The 19,480-nt window shown below is 70.7% G+C and carries 15 protein-coding genes; 3 read left to right on the forward strand and 12 right to left on the reverse strand.

Annotated features, from left to right (window positions below; translation table 11 throughout):
- Positions 1–11 precede the first annotated feature (11 nt).
- Positions 12–902, forward strand: a complete 891-nt coding sequence (iolB, locus tag ACZ7PG_RS43205; RefSeq protein ID WP_470245006.1) for a 5-deoxy-glucuronate isomerase — start codon at positions 12–14, stop codon at positions 900–902.
- The gene (iolD, locus tag ACZ7PG_RS43210) at positions 899–2,734 is read left to right on the forward strand and encodes a 3D-(3,5/4)-trihydroxycyclohexane-1,2-dione acylhydrolase (decyclizing) (RefSeq protein ID WP_470245007.1); all 1,836 of its coding nucleotides are present in this window, start codon (positions 899–901) and stop codon (positions 2,732–2,734) included. The genes iolB and iolD overlap by 4 nt, the downstream gene beginning before the upstream one ends.
- Here iolD and ACZ7PG_RS43215 read toward each other — a convergent pair.
- Positions 2,724–4,103 (reverse strand): cytochrome P450, encoded by a 1,380-nt coding sequence (locus ACZ7PG_RS43215; RefSeq protein WP_470245008.1) that lies wholly within the window; start codon positions 4,101–4,103, stop codon positions 2,724–2,726. The genes iolD and ACZ7PG_RS43215 overlap by 11 nt on opposite strands.
- Before the next feature lie 78 nt (positions 4,104–4,181).
- On the opposite strand from ACZ7PG_RS43215, the gene ACZ7PG_RS43220 reads away from it, so the two are divergent.
- Entirely contained in the window at positions 4,182–4,754 is a 573-nt protein-coding gene (locus ACZ7PG_RS43220; RefSeq protein WP_470245009.1) for a TetR/AcrR family transcriptional regulator, read from the forward strand.
- Here the strand turns inward: ACZ7PG_RS43220 and ACZ7PG_RS43225 are convergent.
- From ACZ7PG_RS43225 to ACZ7PG_RS43275, 11 genes are all read right to left on the reverse strand, one after another.
- Positions 4,744–5,676 carry a TolB-like translocation protein gene (locus ACZ7PG_RS43225; protein WP_470245010.1) on the reverse strand — a complete coding sequence of 311 codons (933 nt, stop codon included), beginning with the start codon at positions 5,674–5,676 and terminating at the stop codon, positions 4,744–4,746. The genes ACZ7PG_RS43220 and ACZ7PG_RS43225 overlap by 11 nt on opposite strands.
- A complete protein-coding gene (locus ACZ7PG_RS43230) occupies positions 5,673–6,902 on the reverse strand; it encodes an MFS transporter (protein WP_470245011.1) in 1,230 nt (409 codons plus the stop codon). Before ACZ7PG_RS43230 ends, ACZ7PG_RS43225 begins: the two co-directional genes overlap by 4 nt.
- A 10-nt stretch (positions 6,903–6,912) precedes the next feature.
- Positions 6,913–8,463, reverse strand: a complete 1,551-nt coding sequence (locus ACZ7PG_RS43235; RefSeq protein ID WP_470245012.1) for a discoidin domain-containing protein — start codon at positions 8,461–8,463, stop codon at positions 6,913–6,915.
- A gap of 472 nt (positions 8,464–8,935) precedes the next feature.
- A complete protein-coding gene (locus ACZ7PG_RS43240; RefSeq protein ID WP_470245013.1) occupies positions 8,936–9,994 on the reverse strand; it encodes an NAD(P)-binding domain-containing protein in 1,059 nt (352 codons plus the stop codon).
- Between the two features lie 504 nt (positions 9,995–10,498).
- Complete coding sequence (locus ACZ7PG_RS43245) at positions 10,499–11,725, reverse strand: GGDEF domain-containing protein (protein WP_470245686.1); 1,227 nt, start codon at positions 11,723–11,725, stop codon at positions 10,499–10,501.
- Positions 11,726–12,126: 401 nt separating this feature from the next.
- Positions 12,127–12,930, reverse strand: a complete 804-nt coding sequence (locus ACZ7PG_RS43250; protein ID WP_470245014.1) for an SRPBCC family protein — start codon at positions 12,928–12,930, stop codon at positions 12,127–12,129.
- An 84-nt stretch (positions 12,931–13,014) separates the two neighbouring features.
- On the reverse strand, positions 13,015–13,869 hold the full coding sequence (locus tag ACZ7PG_RS43255; protein ID WP_470245015.1) for an FAD binding domain-containing protein: 855 nt from the start codon (positions 13,867–13,869) through the stop codon (positions 13,015–13,017).
- Positions 13,866–16,307 carry a xanthine dehydrogenase family protein molybdopterin-binding subunit gene (locus ACZ7PG_RS43260; protein ID WP_470245016.1) on the reverse strand — a complete coding sequence of 814 codons (2,442 nt, stop codon included), beginning with the start codon at positions 16,305–16,307 and terminating at the stop codon, positions 13,866–13,868. The genes ACZ7PG_RS43255 and ACZ7PG_RS43260 overlap by 4 nt, the downstream gene beginning before the upstream one ends.
- The gene (locus ACZ7PG_RS43265; RefSeq protein ID WP_470245017.1) at positions 16,307–16,831 is read right to left on the reverse strand and encodes a (2Fe-2S)-binding protein; all 525 of its coding nucleotides are present in this window, start codon (positions 16,829–16,831) and stop codon (positions 16,307–16,309) included. The genes ACZ7PG_RS43260 and ACZ7PG_RS43265 overlap by 1 nt, the downstream gene beginning before the upstream one ends.
- A gap of 204 nt (positions 16,832–17,035) precedes the next feature.
- On the reverse strand, positions 17,036–18,148 hold the full coding sequence (locus tag ACZ7PG_RS43270) for an XdhC family protein (RefSeq protein ID WP_470245018.1): 1,113 nt from the start codon (positions 18,146–18,148) through the stop codon (positions 17,036–17,038).
- Positions 18,141–19,253 carry a vWA domain-containing protein gene (locus ACZ7PG_RS43275; RefSeq protein ID WP_470245019.1) on the reverse strand — a complete coding sequence of 371 codons (1,113 nt, stop codon included), beginning with the start codon at positions 19,251–19,253 and terminating at the stop codon, positions 18,141–18,143. Before ACZ7PG_RS43275 ends, ACZ7PG_RS43270 begins: the two co-directional genes overlap by 8 nt.
- Positions 19,254–19,480 lie beyond the last annotated feature (227 nt).

Here is a 19,480-nt window from a genome sequence, read left to right on the forward strand (position 1 = left end):
GAGGCCGCGAAATGAGCAAGCTGCACCGTCCACTCGGGACACTGTCCGACGACGCCGACCCGGTTCGGCTCACCCCGGATTCGGCGGGCTGGACGTACACGGGGCTGCGGGTGCTCCGGATCGGCACCCGGCTCCCGCGCACGGTCAAGACCGGCGAGTTCGAGGCGTTCGTCCTCCCGCTGTCCGGCTCGCTCACGGTCCGCGTCGATGGCGAGGAGTTCGAGTTGGAAGGGCGTGAGTCGGTGTTCACCCGGGTCACGGACTTCGTCTACGTCCCCCGCGACGCCGAGGTCGAGCTGATTTCCGAGACCGGCGCGCAGGTGGCGCTGCCGATGGCGCGCTGCACCCGCCGTCTGGAACCGAAGTACGGCCCCGCCGAGAACGTCCCGGTCGAGGTGCGCGGCGCCGGGCAGGCGACGCGGCAGGTGACCAACTTCGGCGTGCCCGGGGTGTGGGACCACGCCGACAAGCTCAACGCGTGCGAGCTGATCACGCCGGGCGGCAACTGGTCGTCGTACCCGCCGCACAAGCACGACGAAGCGAGTGAGTGCGAGGTCGTCAACGAGGAGATCTACTACTTCCGCGTCGCCGGCCGCGACGGGGTGACGCCGTCACGCGAAGGGTTCGGCCTGCACCGGACGTACACGTTGGACGGTGACCTGGACGAGGACGTCGCCGTCCGCGACCACGACGTCTTCCTGATCCCGCGCGGCTTCCACGGTCCGTGCGTGGCCGCGCCGGGTTACCCGATGTACTACCTGAACGTCCTGGCCGGACCCGCGCCGGAGCGGTCCATGGCGTTCTGCGACGACCCCGCGCACGGCTGGGTCCGCGAGACGTGGGAAGCGCAGGAGCTGGATCCGCGCTGCCCGGTGACGAGCCACGAAGGACGTGTCCGGTGAAGCTGACGACGGCTCAGGCGCTGGTCCGCTGGATCCTCGCCCAGCGCTCGGAAACCCTGGACGGGCGTGAAGTCCCGCTCTTCCCGGGCGTCTTCGCGATCTTCGGGCACGGCAACGTCCTCGGCCTCGGCACGGCCCTGGAGGAACACCGCGGCGAGATCCCGGTCTGGCGCGGGCACACCGAACAGGGCATGGCGCTCGCGGCGGTCGGGTACGCGAAGGCCACGCACCGGCGGCAGGTCGGCGTCGTGACGTCGTCGATCGGGCCGGGCGCGCTGAACATGGTCACCGCGGCCGGGGTCGCGCACGCGAACCGGCTGCCGGTGCTGCTCCTGCCGGGCGACACGTTCACCAGCCGCGCGCCGGACCCGGTGCTGCAGCAGATCGAGCCCTTCGGCGACGCGACCGCGACGGCCAACGACGCCTTCCGCGCGGTCAGCCGCTACTTCGACCGGATCACCCGCCCCGAGCAGCTGATCTCGACGTTGCCGCAGGTCGCGCGGGTGCTCACGGACCCGGCGGACAGCGGGCCCGTCGTCCTGGCGCTGCCGCAGGACGTCCAGGCGGAGACGTACGACTTCCCGGACGAGCTGTTCGCCCCGGTGACGCACCGGCCGCTGCGGCCGCGTCCCGACCGGCGCGCGGTCACCGAGGCGGCCGGGGCTCTGCGGTCTTCGAAGCGGCCGCTGCTCGTCCTCGGCGGCGGCGTCCGGTACTCCGGCGCCGGGCGGCGCGCCCTCGACTTCGCCGAGCGGCACGGGATCCCGCTGGTGGAGACGACCGCGGGCCGCACGCTGGTGGCCCACGACCACCCGCTGCACGCCGGGCCGCTCGGCGTCACCGGCTCGACGTCGGCGAACGTCCTCGCGGCCGCGGCCGACGTCGTCCTCGCGGTCGGGACACGGCTGCAAGACTTCACGACGGCGTCGTGGACGGTCTTCTCCCCCGACGTCCGCCTGGTCGCGCTCAACGCGGCCCGGTTCGACGCGGTGAAACACGGCGCGCTGTCGGTGGTCGCCGACGCCGACGCGGGCCTGGTCGACCTGGGCGCGCAGCTGGAGAGCTGGCGGGTCGACCCGGAGTGGACCTCGCGGGCCGCGACCGAACGGGCTTCCTGGGACGCGCACGTCGACTCGCTGCGCTCGGCCGGCGCGGAACTCCCGTCGTACGCCCAGGTCGTGGGCGCGGTGAACGACCTGTCGGCACCGGACGACTACGTCATGACGGCGTCCGGCGGGCTGCCGGGCGAGCTGATCGGCGGCTGGCGCGGGTCCGGCTCGATCTCGATGGACGTCGAGTACGGCTTCTCGTGCATGGGCTACGAACTGTGCGGCGCGTGGGGCGCGGCGATCGCGCATCCGGGCCTGGTGACGACGCTGCTGGGCGACGGTTCGTACCTGATGCTGAACTCCGAGCTGTTCTCGGCCGCCTTCGCGGGTCACCCGTTCGTCGCGGTCGTGTGCGACAACGACGGCTACGCGGTGATCGCGCGGCTCCAGGAGGGTCAGGGCGGGAAGCCGTTCAACAACTTCTACGCCGACTGCACGACTTCGCACGCTTCGCCGCCGCGCGTGGACTTCGCGCGGCACGCGGAATCGCTGGGCTGCCTGGTGTTCCCGGCGTCCGATGTGGACTCACTGCGGACCGCGTACGCCGCCGCGCGCGAGGCCGCCGTGGCCGAGCGACGGCCGGCGGTGGTCGTGGTGAAGACGCAGCCGTCGTCGTGGACCGAAGCCGGCGCGTGGTGGGAGGTCGGCGTGCCCGAGCACCTCGCGGGCCGGGACGAGTACGACCGGACGAAGCCCGGTCAGGTGCGCTACCTCAAGTCGTGAGCGGCTCCCGCGCCCGGACGCGGGGCCGGAGCGTGAACCCGCTCGGCTTGAGCGTCAACGACTCGACGATCTTGAGCTCGTACGACGGATCCACCTCGAAGTCGTAGCGCTGCAATACCATTCCCAGCGCCAGCACGGCTTCGTGCAGTGCGAACTGGCGGCCGATGCAGGCGCGCTCGCCCGTCCCGAACGGCTTGTACGCCTGCGCCGGCCGCTTCCGCACCGCGGCGGGCTCGAACCGGTCCGGGTCGAACTTCTCCGGGTCCGGCCAGGCCGAAGGATCGCGGTGCACCAGGGGCAGCGGCACGATCACCCAGTCCCCCTTGCGCATGCGGTACTCGCCGCCGAGGACGACGTCTTCGCGTGCTTCGCGGGAGTAGCCCGGCGCGGTCGGCCAGAGCCGCATCGCCTCGTCGAGGACGCGACGCACGTAACGCAGCTTCGCGACGTCTCCGAAGGCAGGCTCGCGGTCGCCCCACACCGCGTCGACCTCGGCGCGGGCCTTCGCCAGCAGCTCGGGGTGGCGCGTCAGGTAGTACAGCGCGAACGACAGCGCGCCGGACGTCGTCTCGTGGCCCGCGACGACGAACGTGATGGCCTGGTTGCGGATGTTCACCGGATCGAGGCGCTCCCCCGTCTCCGGGTGGCCCTCGGTGAGCATCAGGCCGAGCAGGTCGCGGCTCTCCTCGCCGTCCTGGCGCCGGGCCTCGATGACCTCGTCGACCAGCCCGGTCATGGTCGCGATGTCGGCCTGGTTCTGCTCGGCCGTCCCGGCGAACGCGCGCCGCACGAACGGCAGCTTGACGTTCTGCAGCTGCGCGTACCGCAGCGCGCGGATCATCGCCGTCACGAACGGGTGCGGTTCGCTGCGCTCGAACGAGCCGAAGCGGTAGCCGAACCCGGCGAGGCCGATCGTCTCCAGGGTCAGGCGCGTCATGTCGGCGGCGACGTCGACCGGCCCGGACGCGGCGTCCCAGGCCGCGGTCAGTTCCCGCGCGACCTCCAGCATCATCGGGTGGTAACGGCGCATCGCCTCGGCGGAGAACGCCGGCTGCAGGATGTCGTGCGCCAGCCGCCAGTTCGGCTCGTGGGTGTGGGCGGTGAACAGCCCGTCGCCGGCGAGCGCGCGCAGGTTCTCGATGCCCATGCCGACGTGCTTGCCGAACTTCGTCTCGTCGTTCAGCTCGGTCACGAGGTCGACGCCACCGACGAAGACGATCTCGAAGCCGAAGATCTTCCGCGTGAAGATCGGCCCGACGCGCTTGCCGATGCGCAGCGTGTCCTGCAGCGGCGTGCGCGGGTTGGCGCCGATCAGGTCACCGATCACCGGCAGGCGGCCCGGCCGGTGCGGAAGCGCGGACGTGTCCACGACGTACCCCCTATTGAACCCGTATCCAATAGGGTCACGATCCCCCGCTACTGAACCCGTGTCAAGTAAGCTCGGGGGATGCGGACGAGGCTGAGCACCGAACAGCGGCGCGAGCAGCTCCTCACGATCGGGGCCGGGTTGTTCGCGAAACGGCCGTACGACGAGGTGTGGATCGAGGAGGTCGCCGAGATCGCGCAGGTCTCCCGCGGCCTGCTGTACCACTACTTCCCGACGAAGAAGGACTTCTTCGCTTCGATCGTCCGCGCGCAACGCGACCAGCTGCTGGCGATGAGCGAGCCCGACCCGGCGCTGCCCGTGGCGGAGCAGCTGCGGGCCGGGCTCGACGTGTACCTCGAGTTCGCGCGCACGCACCCCGACGGCTACCGGATCGTGCACCGCGCGGCGAGCGGCGCCGACCGCGAGATCCAGGAGATCCGCGAGGCTGGGATGGCCGCGAACGCCGCCCGCATCCTCGACGCGGTGAGCCTGCTGACCCCGATCACCGAGGCGACGCGGCTGGCCGTCCGCGGCTGGCTCGCGTTCGTCGCGACGACGATCCTCGCGTGGCTCGACCAGCCGACGGTCACCCAGGAGGAGCTGCGCGACCTGGCCGTGCGGACGTTGTTCGCGGCGGTCGGCGTCACCCCGTGACGGCCGGCGACGCGGCTTTGTCCACCTGCTTCCGCGGCGTGCCGGAGCCGTCCGCCGGGACCGCCCAGACGGCGTTGTCCAGCCCGTAGAGGATCGTGTGGTCGTCCTGCCACAGCGCCTGGTCGTCGACGCTCTTCTGCTCCGCCAGCTCGGTTTCCTTCAACGTCTTCAGGTCCAGGACCGACAGCCGCCAGACGCCCTCGCCCGTCTTCTTCTTGAAGGCGACCCGGGTGGCGTCCGGGGACAGCGACGGGCATTCGACGTTCTCCCGGAGAGTCTTCCCGCGGTAGCGCCGGTAGTCCGCTTCGACGAGGTAGGTCTTCCCCTTGCTGCCGAGGGTGGCGTAGAAGCGGTTGCCGTCGGGGGCGAACGTGATGCCCCAGTAGTTGACGTCCGAGGCGAAGTAGCGCTCGTCGCCCATGAAGACCGGAAGCTCCTCGATCGTCTTGACGAGCCGTCCGGTGTCGACCTCGTACAGCCCCGCGCGCGTCGAAAAGCCGGTCTGCGCGTACGAATCACCGGTGACGAACAGCGTCCAGTCGACGCGCTTGCCGTCTGGGGACACGCGAGCGCGGCTCGGTGTGCCCGGCAGGGACTCGGTGTGGCGGACGGCGAGGTGGTCGTCGAGGACGAGGACGTCGGTCACCGCCGGGAGCGTCCCCGATCGCACGGCGAGGCAGACCGCGGTCTGCTTCGCCACCGCGAACCGGTCGCACTTCAGGTCACTGAGCCGGCGTTTGTCCTGCGTGAAGGTGCCGATGCGGCCGGTGTCGGTATCGCGGAACAGCAGCTGACCGGGGCTCAGCGTGAGCTGGGCGGCCGGTTCGGCGTCGGCGGTGTCGTGGCGGGCGCTGACGGTGTAGACGACGGCCGCGGCGACCAGGAGGACCGTGCCGATCAGGGCGAGGACGATTTTCTTCACGGGCGCACCGGTTTCACGAGAGCGGCGGCGAGGGCGACGACGGCCAGGCAGGCCGCGGCGACGAGCACCGCGGGGCGCAGGTCCCAGAGCGTCCAGGCCAGTCCGAAGAGGACGGACGAAAGCATGCGGGCCACGGCCTGCCCGGTCTGCACGACAGCCATCCCGGTAGCCCGGAGATCACGCGGGATGAGCGGGCCGGCAGCGGCCATGAGGACGCCGTCGGTGGCCGCGTAGAACACTCCGTGCAGACCGAGGGCGACCACCGCGAACACCAGCGCGGCGGGCCCGCAGAGCAGCACGAGGGCCAGGCCCAGCGCGACGTGCCCGCCGAGGAACACCGGCCAGCGGCCGACGCGGTCGGCGAGCTTGCCCAGCGGCACGGCCAGCACCAGGTAGACACCGGAGGTGCCCAACGGCAGCAGGGGGAAGAACGTCGCCGCGATCTCCCAGCGCCGCTGCAGGGCGAGGTAGACGAACGAGTCGCCGACCGTCACCAGGCCCAGCAGCGCGGCCCAGAGCGTCACGCGCCGGAAGTCGCTCTGCTTGAGCAGACCTGCCGCCGTGCGCAGCGACACCACGGCGCGATCGACGCTGCCCGGGTGGTCCCGGACGAACAACGCCAGCAGCAGCACGGCGATCGCGGCGACGCAGAAGCTGGTGAAGAACACGCTGGTGTAGCTGCCGAGGCTGAGCGCGAGCACCGCCATCGCGACCAGGGGGCCTAGGAACGCGCCGACGGTGTCGAGCGCGCGGTGCACGCCGAACGACCGGCCGAGCGCGTCCGGGGTGCTGCTGAGGGAAATCAGGGCGTCGCGCGGGGCGGTGCGCAGGCCCTTGCCGGTGCGGTCGGCGGCGAGGACGACGCCGATCGCCGCGACCGACGAGCCGGCCGCGACCAGGCCGAGCTTGCACACCGCGGACAAGCCGTACCCGAACCCGGCGACGGCCTTGAGCCGCCGCCACCGGTCGGCGAGGTGGCCGCCGAGCACCCGCACGAGGGCGGTGGCGCCGGCGTAGAGCCCGTCGAGCAGCCCGAACTGCAGCGGGTTCAGGCCGAGGCCGAGCACCAGGTAGAGCGGGAGGACGGCGGTCACCATCTCCGAGGAGACGTCGGTGACCAGGCTGACCATCCCGAGCGCCACGACGTTGGCGGACACGCGTTTCAGCGCGGGTTTCCGGTCGGTGCCCGCCGCCACGTCCGAGGTACGGCTTGCCGCGATGTACATGCCATTCCCCTTAGTGGCAGGTGTAGGTCGGGCTGCTGTCCAGGACCTTGCCGTCGACGCCGATGAGCTGCGACTGGAACGACGTGTCCGTCATCGACAGCTTGAGGACGCCGAAGGTCTTGAGCAGCTTCGCGGTCGTCTGGTGCGCCGGGCTCAGGTCGTAGAGGTTGGCGCCGCCGCTGCCGCCGACGATCTCGACCGGGCCGTTCGCGTCGGCCTTGCCATTGGCGTCCTGCGGGACGAACCGCTCGTAGTCGTGGTCGTGACCGTTGAGGACCAGGTCCACCTTGTTGCTGGTCATGATGTTCCACAGCTCGATGCTGTCGGGGTTGTCGCCGTGGTCACCCGAGCTCCACCGCGGGTGGTGGTAGTAGGCGGCGACGCAGCCCTTCTTGTTGTTCGCCAGGTCCTGCTTGAGCCAGGTGATCTGGGGCGGCTCGGCGAAGTCGTCGTGCGTGGTGAAGTCGTTGGAGTCGAGGGCGATGAAGTGCCAGTTGCCCATTTCCCAGCTGTAGTACCGCTTTCCCTGGGGCTTGGCGATGGCGCCGAAGTAGTCCTCGTAGCCCGTGAACTTCGAGTAGGACTCGTGGTTGCCCGGGACGGGGTGGGTGATGTTCTTGAACTTGCCCCAGGTCTTGTCGTAGTAGTTCTTGAAGTCCGCCAGGGTCGGCTCGTCGTACTGATTGTCCCCCATGGTGATCACAGCCGCGGGCTTCATGGCGTCGACGAGTTTCGCGGTCTTGACGTGGGCGCAGCTGGAACTGCTCGCGGTGCACTGTTCGGCGATGTCGCCGGCCGCGGCGAGGACGAAGCCGCTTCCGGTGCCCGCCTTGGTCTTCACGGTGACCGGGGTGCTCGCGGGCGAGGCGTTCCCGGCGGCGTCGCGGGCCCGGACGGTGTAGGTGTAGCTGGTGTCGGGGTTGAGGCCGGTATCGGTGTAGGACGTCGTCGAACTGGTGGCGACGACGGTCCCGTCGCGCAGGACGTCGTAGCCGGCGACGCCGACGTTGTCCGTGGCGGCGCTCCAGGTCAGGGCGGCGCCGGTGGCGGTGATCGTGCCGGCGGTGAGGCCGGTGGGGGTGGTCGGGGCCTGGGTGTCGCCGGACGAGTCCGTGCTGCCGAACACCTGCATCTCCCAGAAGGAGTAGCCGTAGCTCGTCGCCCGGGTGACGCCGACGAAGCGCACGTACCGGCCGTGGGCGTTCACGGTGAGGTCGTCGGTCTTGCCGTCACCGTTGTCGACGGTGGTGGCCGCGGTGAAGTTCGTGCCGTCGTCGGAGACTTCGATGCGGTACTTCTTGGCGTAGGCGGCTTCCCAGGTGAGGAGGACGCGGTGGATCGCGGCGGACTGGCCGAGGTCGATCCGCAGCCACTGCGGGTCGGCACCCTCGACGCTGGCCCAGCGGGTGGAGGCGTTGCCGTCGACGGCCTTCGCACCGGCGTACGACGAGCTCTCGACGGTGGAGGTCGCGACGGGTTTCCCTTGCGAGAGCAGGACATCGGCTCGCGGCGTGCTGGCCGCGGCGATCGCGCCGGGCAGCAGCGCGATCGCGGCTACCACGGGCGTGAGGCGGGTGAATGTTCGTAGGCGGGTCGACGGCACGTCGCGCTCCTTCTGGGCCTGGCGGTGGCTGGTGGGCTGCGGCGTCTGGTGAACGGGAGTTGAACTGTTAAGAAACTTTCCTAACTAAAGCGAACTGTATCGGTGACCGGTTTCGACTGACAAGACGTGTCTTGTCGTTGAATCGGTCAAGAGGGTGAGTTTCACCGTGTTTTCCCAGCTCAGCAGGGTTTCCACTGAGCGGCGCACTGTGCCGTGCGGCGGGACGGGCCTCGCAGACCCCCGACCTTTCCCGGCCTTTTCCGGTTTTGTCGGTGGTCGCGGGTAATGTGGGAACCGGGGGCAGCGCCCACCACCTCGCGCGCGATTCCCCTGTTCCACAACGAAAATCTCGCCACGCGCGGTCGCTGAAGTTCACCCGATCCAGCGATGATCATCGCTCAAATGTTCGGGTAGCTTCGGATGTATGACCTCAACCCAGCAGTTTCTTGATCTCGGCGACCGCGGCACGTCCCGCCCGGTTCGCCCCGACCGTGCTCGCCGAGGGCCCGTACCCCACGAGGTGCAGCCGCGGCTCACGCACCACGCGCGTGCCGTCCATCCGGATCCCGCCCCCGGGTTCGCGGACACGCAGCGGCGCGAGGTGGTCGATCGCCGCGCGGAAGCCGGTCGCCCAGAGGATGACGTCGGCGTCGAAGCGAGAGCCGTCCGCCCAGACGACCCCGTCGGGCGTGATGCGCTCGAACATCGGCCGCCGCTCGAGAATCCCGGCGGCGCGCGCGGCTCGCACTTCCGGCGTCACGGCGAGATCGGTCACGCTCACAACGCTCTCCGGCGGCAGCCCGGCCCGCACCCGCTCGTCGACCTTCGCGACGGCGTCACGTCCCCAGTTCTCGCTGAAGGGCTCGTCGCGCCACGCGGGGGGTCGCCGGGTCACCCAGGCCGTCGCGCGGGCGAAGGGGGCGAACTCCATGAGTAGCTGAACGGCCGACGCCCCACCCCCGACCACGACAACCCGCTGTCCACGAAAGTCTTCGGGGCCGGCGTAGTCGGCCGTGTGCACCTGACGCCCGGCGAAGGTCTCCTGGCCGGGATAGTGCGGCCAGAAGGGCCGGTCCCAGGTACCGGTAGCACTGATCACGGCCCGCGCGGCCCAGGACTCGGCCGGGCTCGAAACCACCAACCGCTCCCCCGCCCGCGTCACGGACTGGACGTCGACGGGCCTGAACACCGGGAGGTCATAGACGCGTTCAAAGCGAGCGAAGTACTCCGAGACAACCTCGGACGCGGGTCGCGTGACGTCCGGGCTGCCGAAGGCCATGCCGGGAAGGTCATAGATGCCATGCACCTTGCCGAGAACAAGGGAGGGCCACCGATACTGCCACGCGCCCCCGGGCCGTTTCCCATGATCGAGCACAACGAATCCGGACCGGTTGGAGAACCCGGCCCGCCGCAGGTGATAGGCGGCCGAGAGCCCCGCCTGCCCCGCCCCGATCACCACCACGTCGGCCTCGTGATCCGCACCGCTCATGTGGGTTTCAACGGCTGACTGCCAGGGGTATTTCGCGCCCTAGATCACAGGCCGCGGAGGTTGCGGGTTACTCGCTCGCTGCGGGGCCTCCCACAGGCGGCCGCCCACCAAGCTTGGCCGCAACCAACGATGCCGGCCCGCGCCTAGCCCAAACTCACCCGCACCGCGATCACGACCAGCCTGCCCGGCCAAAGCTCGCGGCCAGCCCGACCCCCACCCAGCCAAGCCACCCGCGAACCGCCCCTCGCCCCGGCAACGCGACCAGCCGCAGCCGAGCCCGACCTCACCCAGCCACCCCGAACCGAGCGAGCCGAACGCCCCGCAACGCGATCGGCCGCCCCGAACCACTCCGCGACCGTCCGACCTCACCCGCACCGCGAACGCGACCGACCACCCCAGCCAAGCCCGCGATCAGCCCGAACTCACTCTGCCCCCCGAGCCGAGCCAGCCGCCCCGAGCCGTTCCGCGACCAACTCCAACCGAGCCAGCCAGGCACCCCGTCACTCACACGGCAACGCGGTTCCGCCCAGCCTCCTTGGCGCGATACAACGCGGCGTCAGCGGAACGAAGCACGTCATCGAGCGTCAGGCCCGCGTCCGGGTAGCGGGCCACGCCGATCGAGACCGACAACCCGCTGACCCGGACCGTCCCGCCCCCAGTCGAGATCACCACGTTCAGCTCGCCCACCGCCACCCGCACTCGTTCGGCGATGCCGAGTACCTCCGCGCGGCCGATGCCCGGGAGCAGCACCACGAACTCCTCGCCGCCGAACCTTCCTACTGTGTCGGCCTTGCGCACCGAACCGGAGATCGCGACCGCCACCGCGGCCAGCACGTCGTCGCCGGTGAGGTGGCCGTACGTGTCGTTGATGCGCTTGAAGTGGTCCAGGTCGATCATCAGCACCGCGAACCCGCCGCTGATCGGGCCGCGTCGCTGGGTGCGGATGTGCTCGCGGGCCGCGGAGTCGTGCCAGCCCGCCGTGTTGAGCAGGCCCGTCTTCTCGTCCGTCACGGCCGCTACCTGCAGCTGCTGTTTCAGCAGCAGATAGCGGTGCAACAACAGCAACGGCGCCACGACGAACACCACCAGCACCGGCTGCTCGGCCAGCGCCAGCGCCGCGAGGCCGCCCAGGCACAGCGTCGCGAGCTCGAACGCGTTGTCCTCCCAGGTGCCGATCAGGTCGGCCGCCGAACGCTGGCTCGTGTAGAGGTAGATGCCCGCCGCGACCAGGCCGATGTTCACCAGCTCGAACACCGCCGCGGCCAGACACAATGCGACCAGTCCACGCGCTGTCTGCAACGGCGTCCCGTGCAACCCGTACACCGCGAGAACGGACGAAGCCGCGAAGCACGAGAGCATCGCCCAAGCCGTACTGGCGACGAAGCGGTGCGCCGGCCGCGTACGGACCTGACGCCACACGCGCACCCACAGGTGCGTGTAGAGCACCACAGCCAACAGCGCCACCCAGGCCGGTGGCAGTAGGACGACGCCGGCGAGGTACCAGACCGACGTCACGTTGATGTGGGTCTGCCCGCTCATCCACCGCCGCAGCCGCTCGATGCGGCGCGACATCTCCGCCTGCGCCACGCCGAGCCCGACCAGCACCGCGAACCAGACCGGCCGCACCGGCCCGCCGAACCCGGTGACCAGCGCGGCCCCAGTCGCGCCGACCGCGACCAGCTCACAACCAAGCGCGTACGTGATCCAGCGGGCCTTCGCCCCGGTCCACATCTCCCACCGCGCGGGCCAGCCCGGCCAGGCGAAAAGCGCTTCCCGGCGCACGGCGGCCTGGGCTCTCAAGAGCCGAAGCCACGGAAGTGACGGACCGGCATCGTGACGTACCCCTCGCGCGAAGTTCGGCCGACCAAGTAGCCCAGCGTAGCCGTTCCGGCGACGCGCGTCGCCAGTCCGGGCGAATTGTGGGCAACGCACGTGCCCGAAGACCCGCGCAGGGTAGATCCGCCCAGCTCAACGGCTCACGAGCGGATCATCGCGCGACACGATTCCGCGCGTGTGGACGACCGGCTGCCGGCGAAGATTCCCGCGATCGGGCCGAACGCATCGCCGTTACCCGCCACGAGTGCGGCTTGAGTTGCACAGCGCGCAACCAACCTGCGCGCGCGTCGACCTCGCTACTTGCGCAGCGCCCGGATGATCGCCACCAGCCCGACGATCGCCGCGATCCCCAGCACCACCGGTGCCAGCCGCTTCAGCACCGACTGGCCCGCGTAGTCGAGCAAGTCGATCGCTTCCGTCTCCGGGGCCGCCGGGACGCTCCGCAGCGGCGGACGCTCGGTCGCCGGCTTCGGGTCCGTGTTGATCTCCGCCGTCGTCGGGGCCGGCTTGACCGCCGGCTTGGCCACCGGTTCCGCGGGCGCCGAAGCCGGCGCCGCCGACACAGGCGCGACCGCAGGCGCAGGCGCAGCCGCGGGTGCAGGCGCAGCCGCGGGTGCAGGCGCAGAAGCGGGCTCCGAAGCGGGCGCGGCCTCCGCCGCCGGAGCCAGCTTGCTCGACAGGCACCCCGCGAACGTGTCGAGGATCTTGCCGCCCACCTCGCTGATCAGGCCGCGGCCGAACTGGGCCGGCTTGCCCGTGATCGAGAGGTCCGTCGAGACGGAACCGTGCGTTCCGCCGTCGGCCTCCGTCAGGGTCAGCGTGACCGTCGCCGCCGCCGTGCCCGATCCGCGGGAGTCCTTGCCCGACGCCTTGATCGTGACCTTGCGCGCGGCTTCGTCCTTCTCCAGGAACTCGCCATTTCCCTTGTACAGCAAGGAAATCGGCCCGAGCTTGACCTTCACCGTCCCGCTGAACCTGTCCCCTTCGACCTTCGTCAGCGTGGCGCCCGGCATGCACGGGGCGACGCGCTCGGGGTCGACGACAGCCTGCCAGACCTCGCCGATCGGAGCCGGGACGGTGAATTCGTGGTCGAGCCGCACGGGCCGACCTCCTTCCTCGAGACGAGCTTGCGCACCCCACCCTAGCCGCCGCCGGAGCGGCGGCCAGGGTGACGAACGGATGCGTCAGGCTCCGGCCGCCGCCGCGATCGCCCGACCCGTCAGGACCTGGGCGAGGTGACGGCGGTATTCGACGTCGGCGTTGCTGTCGACCGGCGGATTCGTGCCCTCCGCCGCGTGCGAAGCCGCTGCCGCGATCGCCTCGGCCGAGGCCTGGACCCCGACCAGCGCCGCTTCGACGCCCGAGGCGCGCACCGGGGTCGAGCCCATGTTCGTCAGCGCGACCCGGGCCTCCTCGATGACTCCCGCTTCGGTACGGACGGTGACCGCGACCGCGACCATCGACCACGCCTGGGCGACCCGGTTGAACTTCTCGTAGTGCGCCCGCCACCCGGTGTGCTTGGGCACGCGGACCTCGACCAGCAGCTCGTCCGCGGCCAGCGCCGTGGTGAACAGGTCCTGGAAGAACTCCGCGGCCGGCACCGTCCGGCGTCCCGAAGGCCCGGCCAGCACCAGCGACGCGTCCAGCGCGAGCACCGGCGCCAGCAGGTCACCGGCCGGGTCGGCGTGGGCGATCGCGCCGCCCAGCGTGCCCCGGTGGCGGATCTGCGGGTCGGCGACCGTGTCCGTCGCCTCTTTCAGCAAGGCCGCGTGCGAAGCCACCAGCGCATCCCGCTGGACGTCGTAGTGCGTGGTCATCGCGCCGATCACCAGTGTGTCGCCGTCCTCGCGCACGCCGCGCAGCTCCGCGACGCGCCCGAGGTCGACCAGCGTCGTCGGCGCGGCCAGCCGCATCCGCAGCACCGGCAGCAGGCTCTGCCCGCCCGCGATGACCTTGGCGTCCTCGCCCGCCGACGCCAGCGCCTGCACCGCTTCGTCCACTGTGGACGGGCGGACGTAGTCGAAGGAAGCCGGGATCACTGCGCACCTCCGGTGGCGTCGATGGAGCCGAGACCGCCGCCGGCTTCACCGCGGCCGGGGCCGCCGGCGTCGGTGGTGCCGTGCCGCAGGGCGTGCCACACCCGCATCGGCGTCAACGGCATCTCGATGTCGTTCACCCCGTAGTGGCGCACCGCGTCGATCACCGCGTTGACCACCGCCGGGGTGGACGCGATCGTGCCCGCTTCGCCGACGCCCTTGGCGCCGAGCGGGTTCGTCGTCGACGGCGTCTCCGTGCGGTCGGTGGTGAACGACGGCAGGTCGGCCGCCGACGGCAGCAAATAGTCGGCGAACGTGCCGGTGGTGAGCGTGCCGCTGTCGTCGTGTTCGGTTCCTTCGAACAGCGCCTGCGCGATGCCCTGCGCGAGCCCGCCGTGCACCTGGCCCTCGACGATCAGCGGGTTCACCGCGACGCCGACGTCGTCGACGCAGACGTACGAGCGCAGCTTGATCCGCCCGGTCTCGGTGTCCACCTCGGCGGCGCACAGGTGCGTGCCGTGCGGGTACGAGAAGTTCTCCGGGTCGAACGTCGCGTCCGAGTCGAGCGACGGCTCGACGCCGTCGGGCAGGTTGTGCGCCGCGAACACCGCGAGCGCGATGTCGCCGATGCCCGTCGACGTGTCGGTGCCCTTCACGGTGAACTTGCCGTTCGCGAACTCGAGGTCGTCCTCGGCGCATTCGAGCAGGTGCGCCGCGATCGGCTTGGCCTTCGCGACGACCTTCTCCGCGGCCTTGACGATCGCGATCCCGCCGACGACCAGCGACCGCGAGCCGTAGGTGTCCATGCCCTTGTGCGAGGACTGCGTGTCGCCGTGGATGATCTCGACGTCCTCGAACGCGACGCCGAGCTGGTCGGCGACGATCTGGCTCCACGCCGTCTCGTGGCCCTGACCGTGCGCGGACGCGCCGGTGATGACCTCGACCTTGCCGGTGGGCAGCATCCGGATCGCCGCGTGCTCCCAGCCGCCGGCGCCGTAGTCCAGCGAGCCGAGCACCCGTGACGGCGCGAGCCCGCACATCTCGGTGAACGTCGAGATGCCGATGCCGAGCTGGACCTTGTCACCCGACTCGCGACGCTGCGCCTGCTCGGCGCGCAGGCCGTCGTAGTCGAAGAGCTGCTTGGCCTTCGCCGTCGCGGCCTCGTAGTTGCCGGAGTCGTAGGTCAGCCCGCACACCGTGGTGAACGGGAACTCCTCGTGCTTGATCCAGTTCTTCTCGCGCAGCTCCATCGGGTCCATGCCGAGCTCGACGGCGAGCTCGTCCATGATCCGCTCGATCGCGAACGTCGCCTCCGGCCGGCCGGCGCCGCGGTAGGCGTCGGTCAGCGTCGTCGTCGTGTACACGTTCGTGCAGGCGAAGTGGTACGCCGGGATCTTGTAGATCGCGTTGAACATGAACGCGCCGAGGATCGGCACGCCGGTGCCGACGAGGCCGTTGTACGCGCCGAGGTTGGCGAGCAGCTCGACCTTGAGGCCGGTCACCTGGCCGTCGCGGGTCGAGGAGATGGTGATGTCCTGGATCTGGTCGCGGCCGTGGTGCGCGGCGAGCATCGTCTCCGACCGCGACTCGTTCCACTTGACCGGTTTGCCGAGCTTCTGCGCGACCAGCAGCGACATCATCTCTTCCGGCAGGACACCGATCTTGCCGCCGAAGCCGCCGCCGACGTCGGGGGCGATCACGCGCAGCTTGTGCTCGGGGATGCCGAGCGTCAGCGCCGACATCACGCGCAGGATGTGCGGGATCTGCGTGGCCGACCACATGGTGATCTGCGTGCCGGTCGGGTCGACGACGCACGCCCGCGGCTCCATGAACGCCGGGACCAGGCGCTGTTGACGGAAGCGGCGCTTGACGACGACCTCCGCCGAGCTGAGAGCGTCCTCGACGTTGCCGCCGGTGCCGGCCTCGCCGGAGTCGAACTTCCAGACGGCGCTGGTGTTGCTGCCCTGGTCATCGTGGACCAGCGGCGCGCCGTCGGCGATCGCGGCTTCCATGTCGAGGATGACCGGGAGCTCGTCGTACTCGACGTCGATCTCCTCGAGCGCGTCGTGCGCTTCGGCGGACGACCTCGCGACGACGACCGCGACGCCCTCACCGGCGAAGTTGACCTGGTCGGCGGCGAGCACCGGACGGCGTGGCGCCTTCATGTCCGGCGTGATCGGCCACGCGCAGGGCATGCCGATCGCGCTGTCCGGGTCGAGGTCCTTCGCGGTGTAGACGGCGACGACGCCGGACGCGCCCTTCGCCGCCGACGTGTCGATCGAGACGATCTTGGCGTGCGCGAACGGGCTGCGCAGGATCGCCATGTGCAGCAGGCCCGGCAGCGTGATGTTGTCGGTCCAGCGGGTGCGGCCGGTGATCAGCCGCTCGTCTTCCTTGCGGCGCCGTGACTTCCCGACTTCCGGTTCGATCGTGGCGGTCATCAGTCACCACCCACGCCGACGTGCTTGTTCTCGGCGATCCGCTCGGCTTCGGGGCCGGCGCCGGGGCTCATGTTCTGCGCGGCGTCGCGGACCGCGCGGACGATGTTCTGGTAACCGGTGCAGCGGCAGAGGTTGCCTTCGAGGCCCTCGCGGACGGCCTGTTCGTCCGGGTCCGGGTTGTCCGCCAGCAGGTCGATCGACTGCATGATCATCCCGGGCGTGCAGAACCCGCACTGCAGGGCGTGGTTGTCGTGGAACGCTTTCTGCACCGGGTGCAACTGGCCGTCGCGGGCGAGACCCTCGATCGTCGTGACCTCGCAGCCGTCGGCCTGCACGGCCAGGACGGAGCAGGACTTCACGCTGTGCCCGTCCAGGTGGACGGTGCAGGCGCCGCAGTTGCTCGTGTCGCAGCCGACGACGGTGCCGACCTTGCCGAGTTTTTCGCGCAGGTGGTGGACCAGCAACGTGCGGGGCTCGACTTCGTCGGTGTACTTCGTCCCGTCGACAGTGACGGTAATGCGCATCAGGCCTCCAAAGCCGGTTCGGGAACGGCCTGCCCGACCGTGATCGGGCTCACAGACTCCCGAGCGTGCTACGCGACCTTCGCGCGGACAAGTCCTGATGTCACACGTTCAACTACCCGTTCCGCAGATGCGCGGGAATCCACTATGGATCGCCGTATGTGCGGAAGTCCGGATGGGTGAACTTTTGTGGGCCACCCGGAGGAGTCAGCCGTGGATCCGCCCGGTCAGCTCGGCGAGGCGTTTTCCGCCGCCACCCCACCGCAACGCGATGATTTCCGCGGCGATCGAAACGGCCGTCTCTTCCGGGGTCCGGGCGCCCAGGTCGAGGCCGATCGGCGACGACAGCCTTTCCAGCTCCCCCTCGGTGATCCCGGCCTCGCGCAGGCGCGAGAACCGGTCGTCGTGGGTCTTGCGGGAGCCCATCGCGCCGACGTAACCGACGTTCAGGCGCAGCGCGACCTCCAGCAGCGGCACGTCGAACTTCGGGTCGTGGGTCAGCACCGCGATGGCCGTGCGCTGGTCGATGCGGCCCGCGTCGGCCTCGGCCTGCAGGTAGCGGTGCGGCCAGTCGACGACGACGTCGTGCGCGTCCGGGAAGCGGCTGCTGGTGGCGAACACGGGCCGCGCGTCGCAGACCGTGACCTGGTACCCGAGGTAGGCGCCCATGCGCGCCATCGCGGCGGCGAAGTCGATCGCGCCGAACACGAGCAGCCGGGGCGGCGGCTCGAAGGAGTTGACGAACACCGCCATGCCCTCGCCGCGACGCTGCCCGTCCGGGCCGTAGTGCAGGGTGCCGGTGCGGCCGCTGGCCAGCAGGCCGCGCGCGTCGTCGGCGACGGCGTCGTCCATCCGCGACGACCCGAGCGAGCCCGTGGTCCGGTCCGGCCAGACGATCATGTGCTCGCCGACCAGGCCTTCCTGTTCGTGCTCGATGACGGTGACGACCGCGACGGGCTCGCCGCCGCGCACCGACGCGACGACGTCGCCGAGCTCCGGCATCGACGCGCGGTCGACGTGCTCGACGTAGATGTCGATGATCCCGCCGCAGGTCAGGCCGACCGCGAAGGCGTCGTCGTCGGTGACGCCGTAGCGCTGCAGCACCGGCTTGCGCTCGCTGACGACCTCCTGCGCGAGCTCGTAGACGGCGCCTTCGACGCAGCCACCGGACACGCTGCCGGCGACGGTGCCATCGGAGGCGACGACCATCGCGGCGCCGGGCGCGCGCGGCGCCGACGAGAAGGTCGCGACCACGGTGCCGAGCCCGACGGTTTCGCCATCGGACCAGCGGCGGAACACATCGTCCAGTACGTCACGCATCGGAAATCTCCCCGAGCAGTCGTTCCAAAGTGGCCAGGGTGTGCCCGGCCAGCAGCCGGTCGATGTGGGGCAGTGCGGCCACGATGCCCGACTGGACCGGAGCGTACCCCGCACGGCCGGCGTGCGGATTCACCCAGAATACGGCGTGCGCGAGCCGGCGCAGGTGGGCGAGCTGCTCACCGAGCAGGCCGGTGTCGCCGCGCTCCCAGCCGTCGGAGAAGACCGTGACCACGGCGCGGCGGGCCACCCCGCGCCGTCCCCAGCGCTCGAGGAAGGCCTGCATCGTCTCGCCGAGCCGGGTACCGCCGGCGAAGTCCGGCACCGCCGAACCCGCCGCGAGCATCGCGCGTTCGGGGTCGCGCTGACGCAGCTGGCGCGAAACCCGGGTCAGCCGCGTGCCGAGGGTGAAGACCTCGACCGACTGGGGCGCGCTGCGCGTGAGGACGTGGGCGAACCGGAGCAAGGCGTCGGCGTAGGGGCTCATCGAGCCGGAGACGTCGATGAGCAGCACGACGCGGCGCGGCCGGCTGCCCCGCCGGACGTAGGCGAGCTTCACGGGTTCGCCGCCGCTGGCGAGCATGGCGCGCAGCGTGCGGGAGGGATCGAGCCGTCCGCGGTGCGAGGGGGTCTTTCGCGAGGCCGGCCGTTTCGGGGGCGCGGGCTTCAGGGTGGCCAGTAGTTCGCGGAGGTGTTCGCGTTCGGCGGTGGTGAGCGCGGCGAGGTCGCGGTGACGTAGGACCTCCTGGGCGCTGGCGGCGACTTTCAGCTGGTCGGGGCCGTCGCCACCGTCGGTATCCGAGCCTTCGGCATCGACGAGCGGAGCGATCCTGGCCTGCTTCGGCGCGGCGGTCTTCGTGCGCTGCGGGGTGGTGGTTTCGATCGAGAACCACTGGCTGAAGGCTTCTTCGTAGCAGGGGAGGTCGTCGGGGCTGGAGCAGAGGGTGAGCCGGCCGGCCCAGTAGAGCTGGGTGGGTTCGGCGACATCGACCTCACGGACGGCGGCCAGGTAGGCCTGCACGCGCCGCGCATCACAGGCGACGCCGGCTTCCCGCAGGGCGGCGGCGAACCCGGCGTACCCGGCGACGGGATCGGCGGCGGTGGTCATGACTCCATTGTGCGCTCGCCGGGTTCGGAGGGGGTGGTTGAGCGGCCGGCCTGGGTGCGGCCGAGCGCGGGGCCGCTGCGGAGTGCGCTGGCTGCAGCGGTGCGCGCGTGCTGGTGAACGGCGGTTCGGCCGGCTCGAGTGCTCCGGCGCGGGGTGCGCCGGCGAACGGCGGCTGCGGCCAGCTTCGAAGTGCCCTGGCCGGAGCGGCGCGCGCTGGTCAACGGCGG

The organism is Amycolatopsis sp. NPDC114504 (assembly GCF_055633595.1).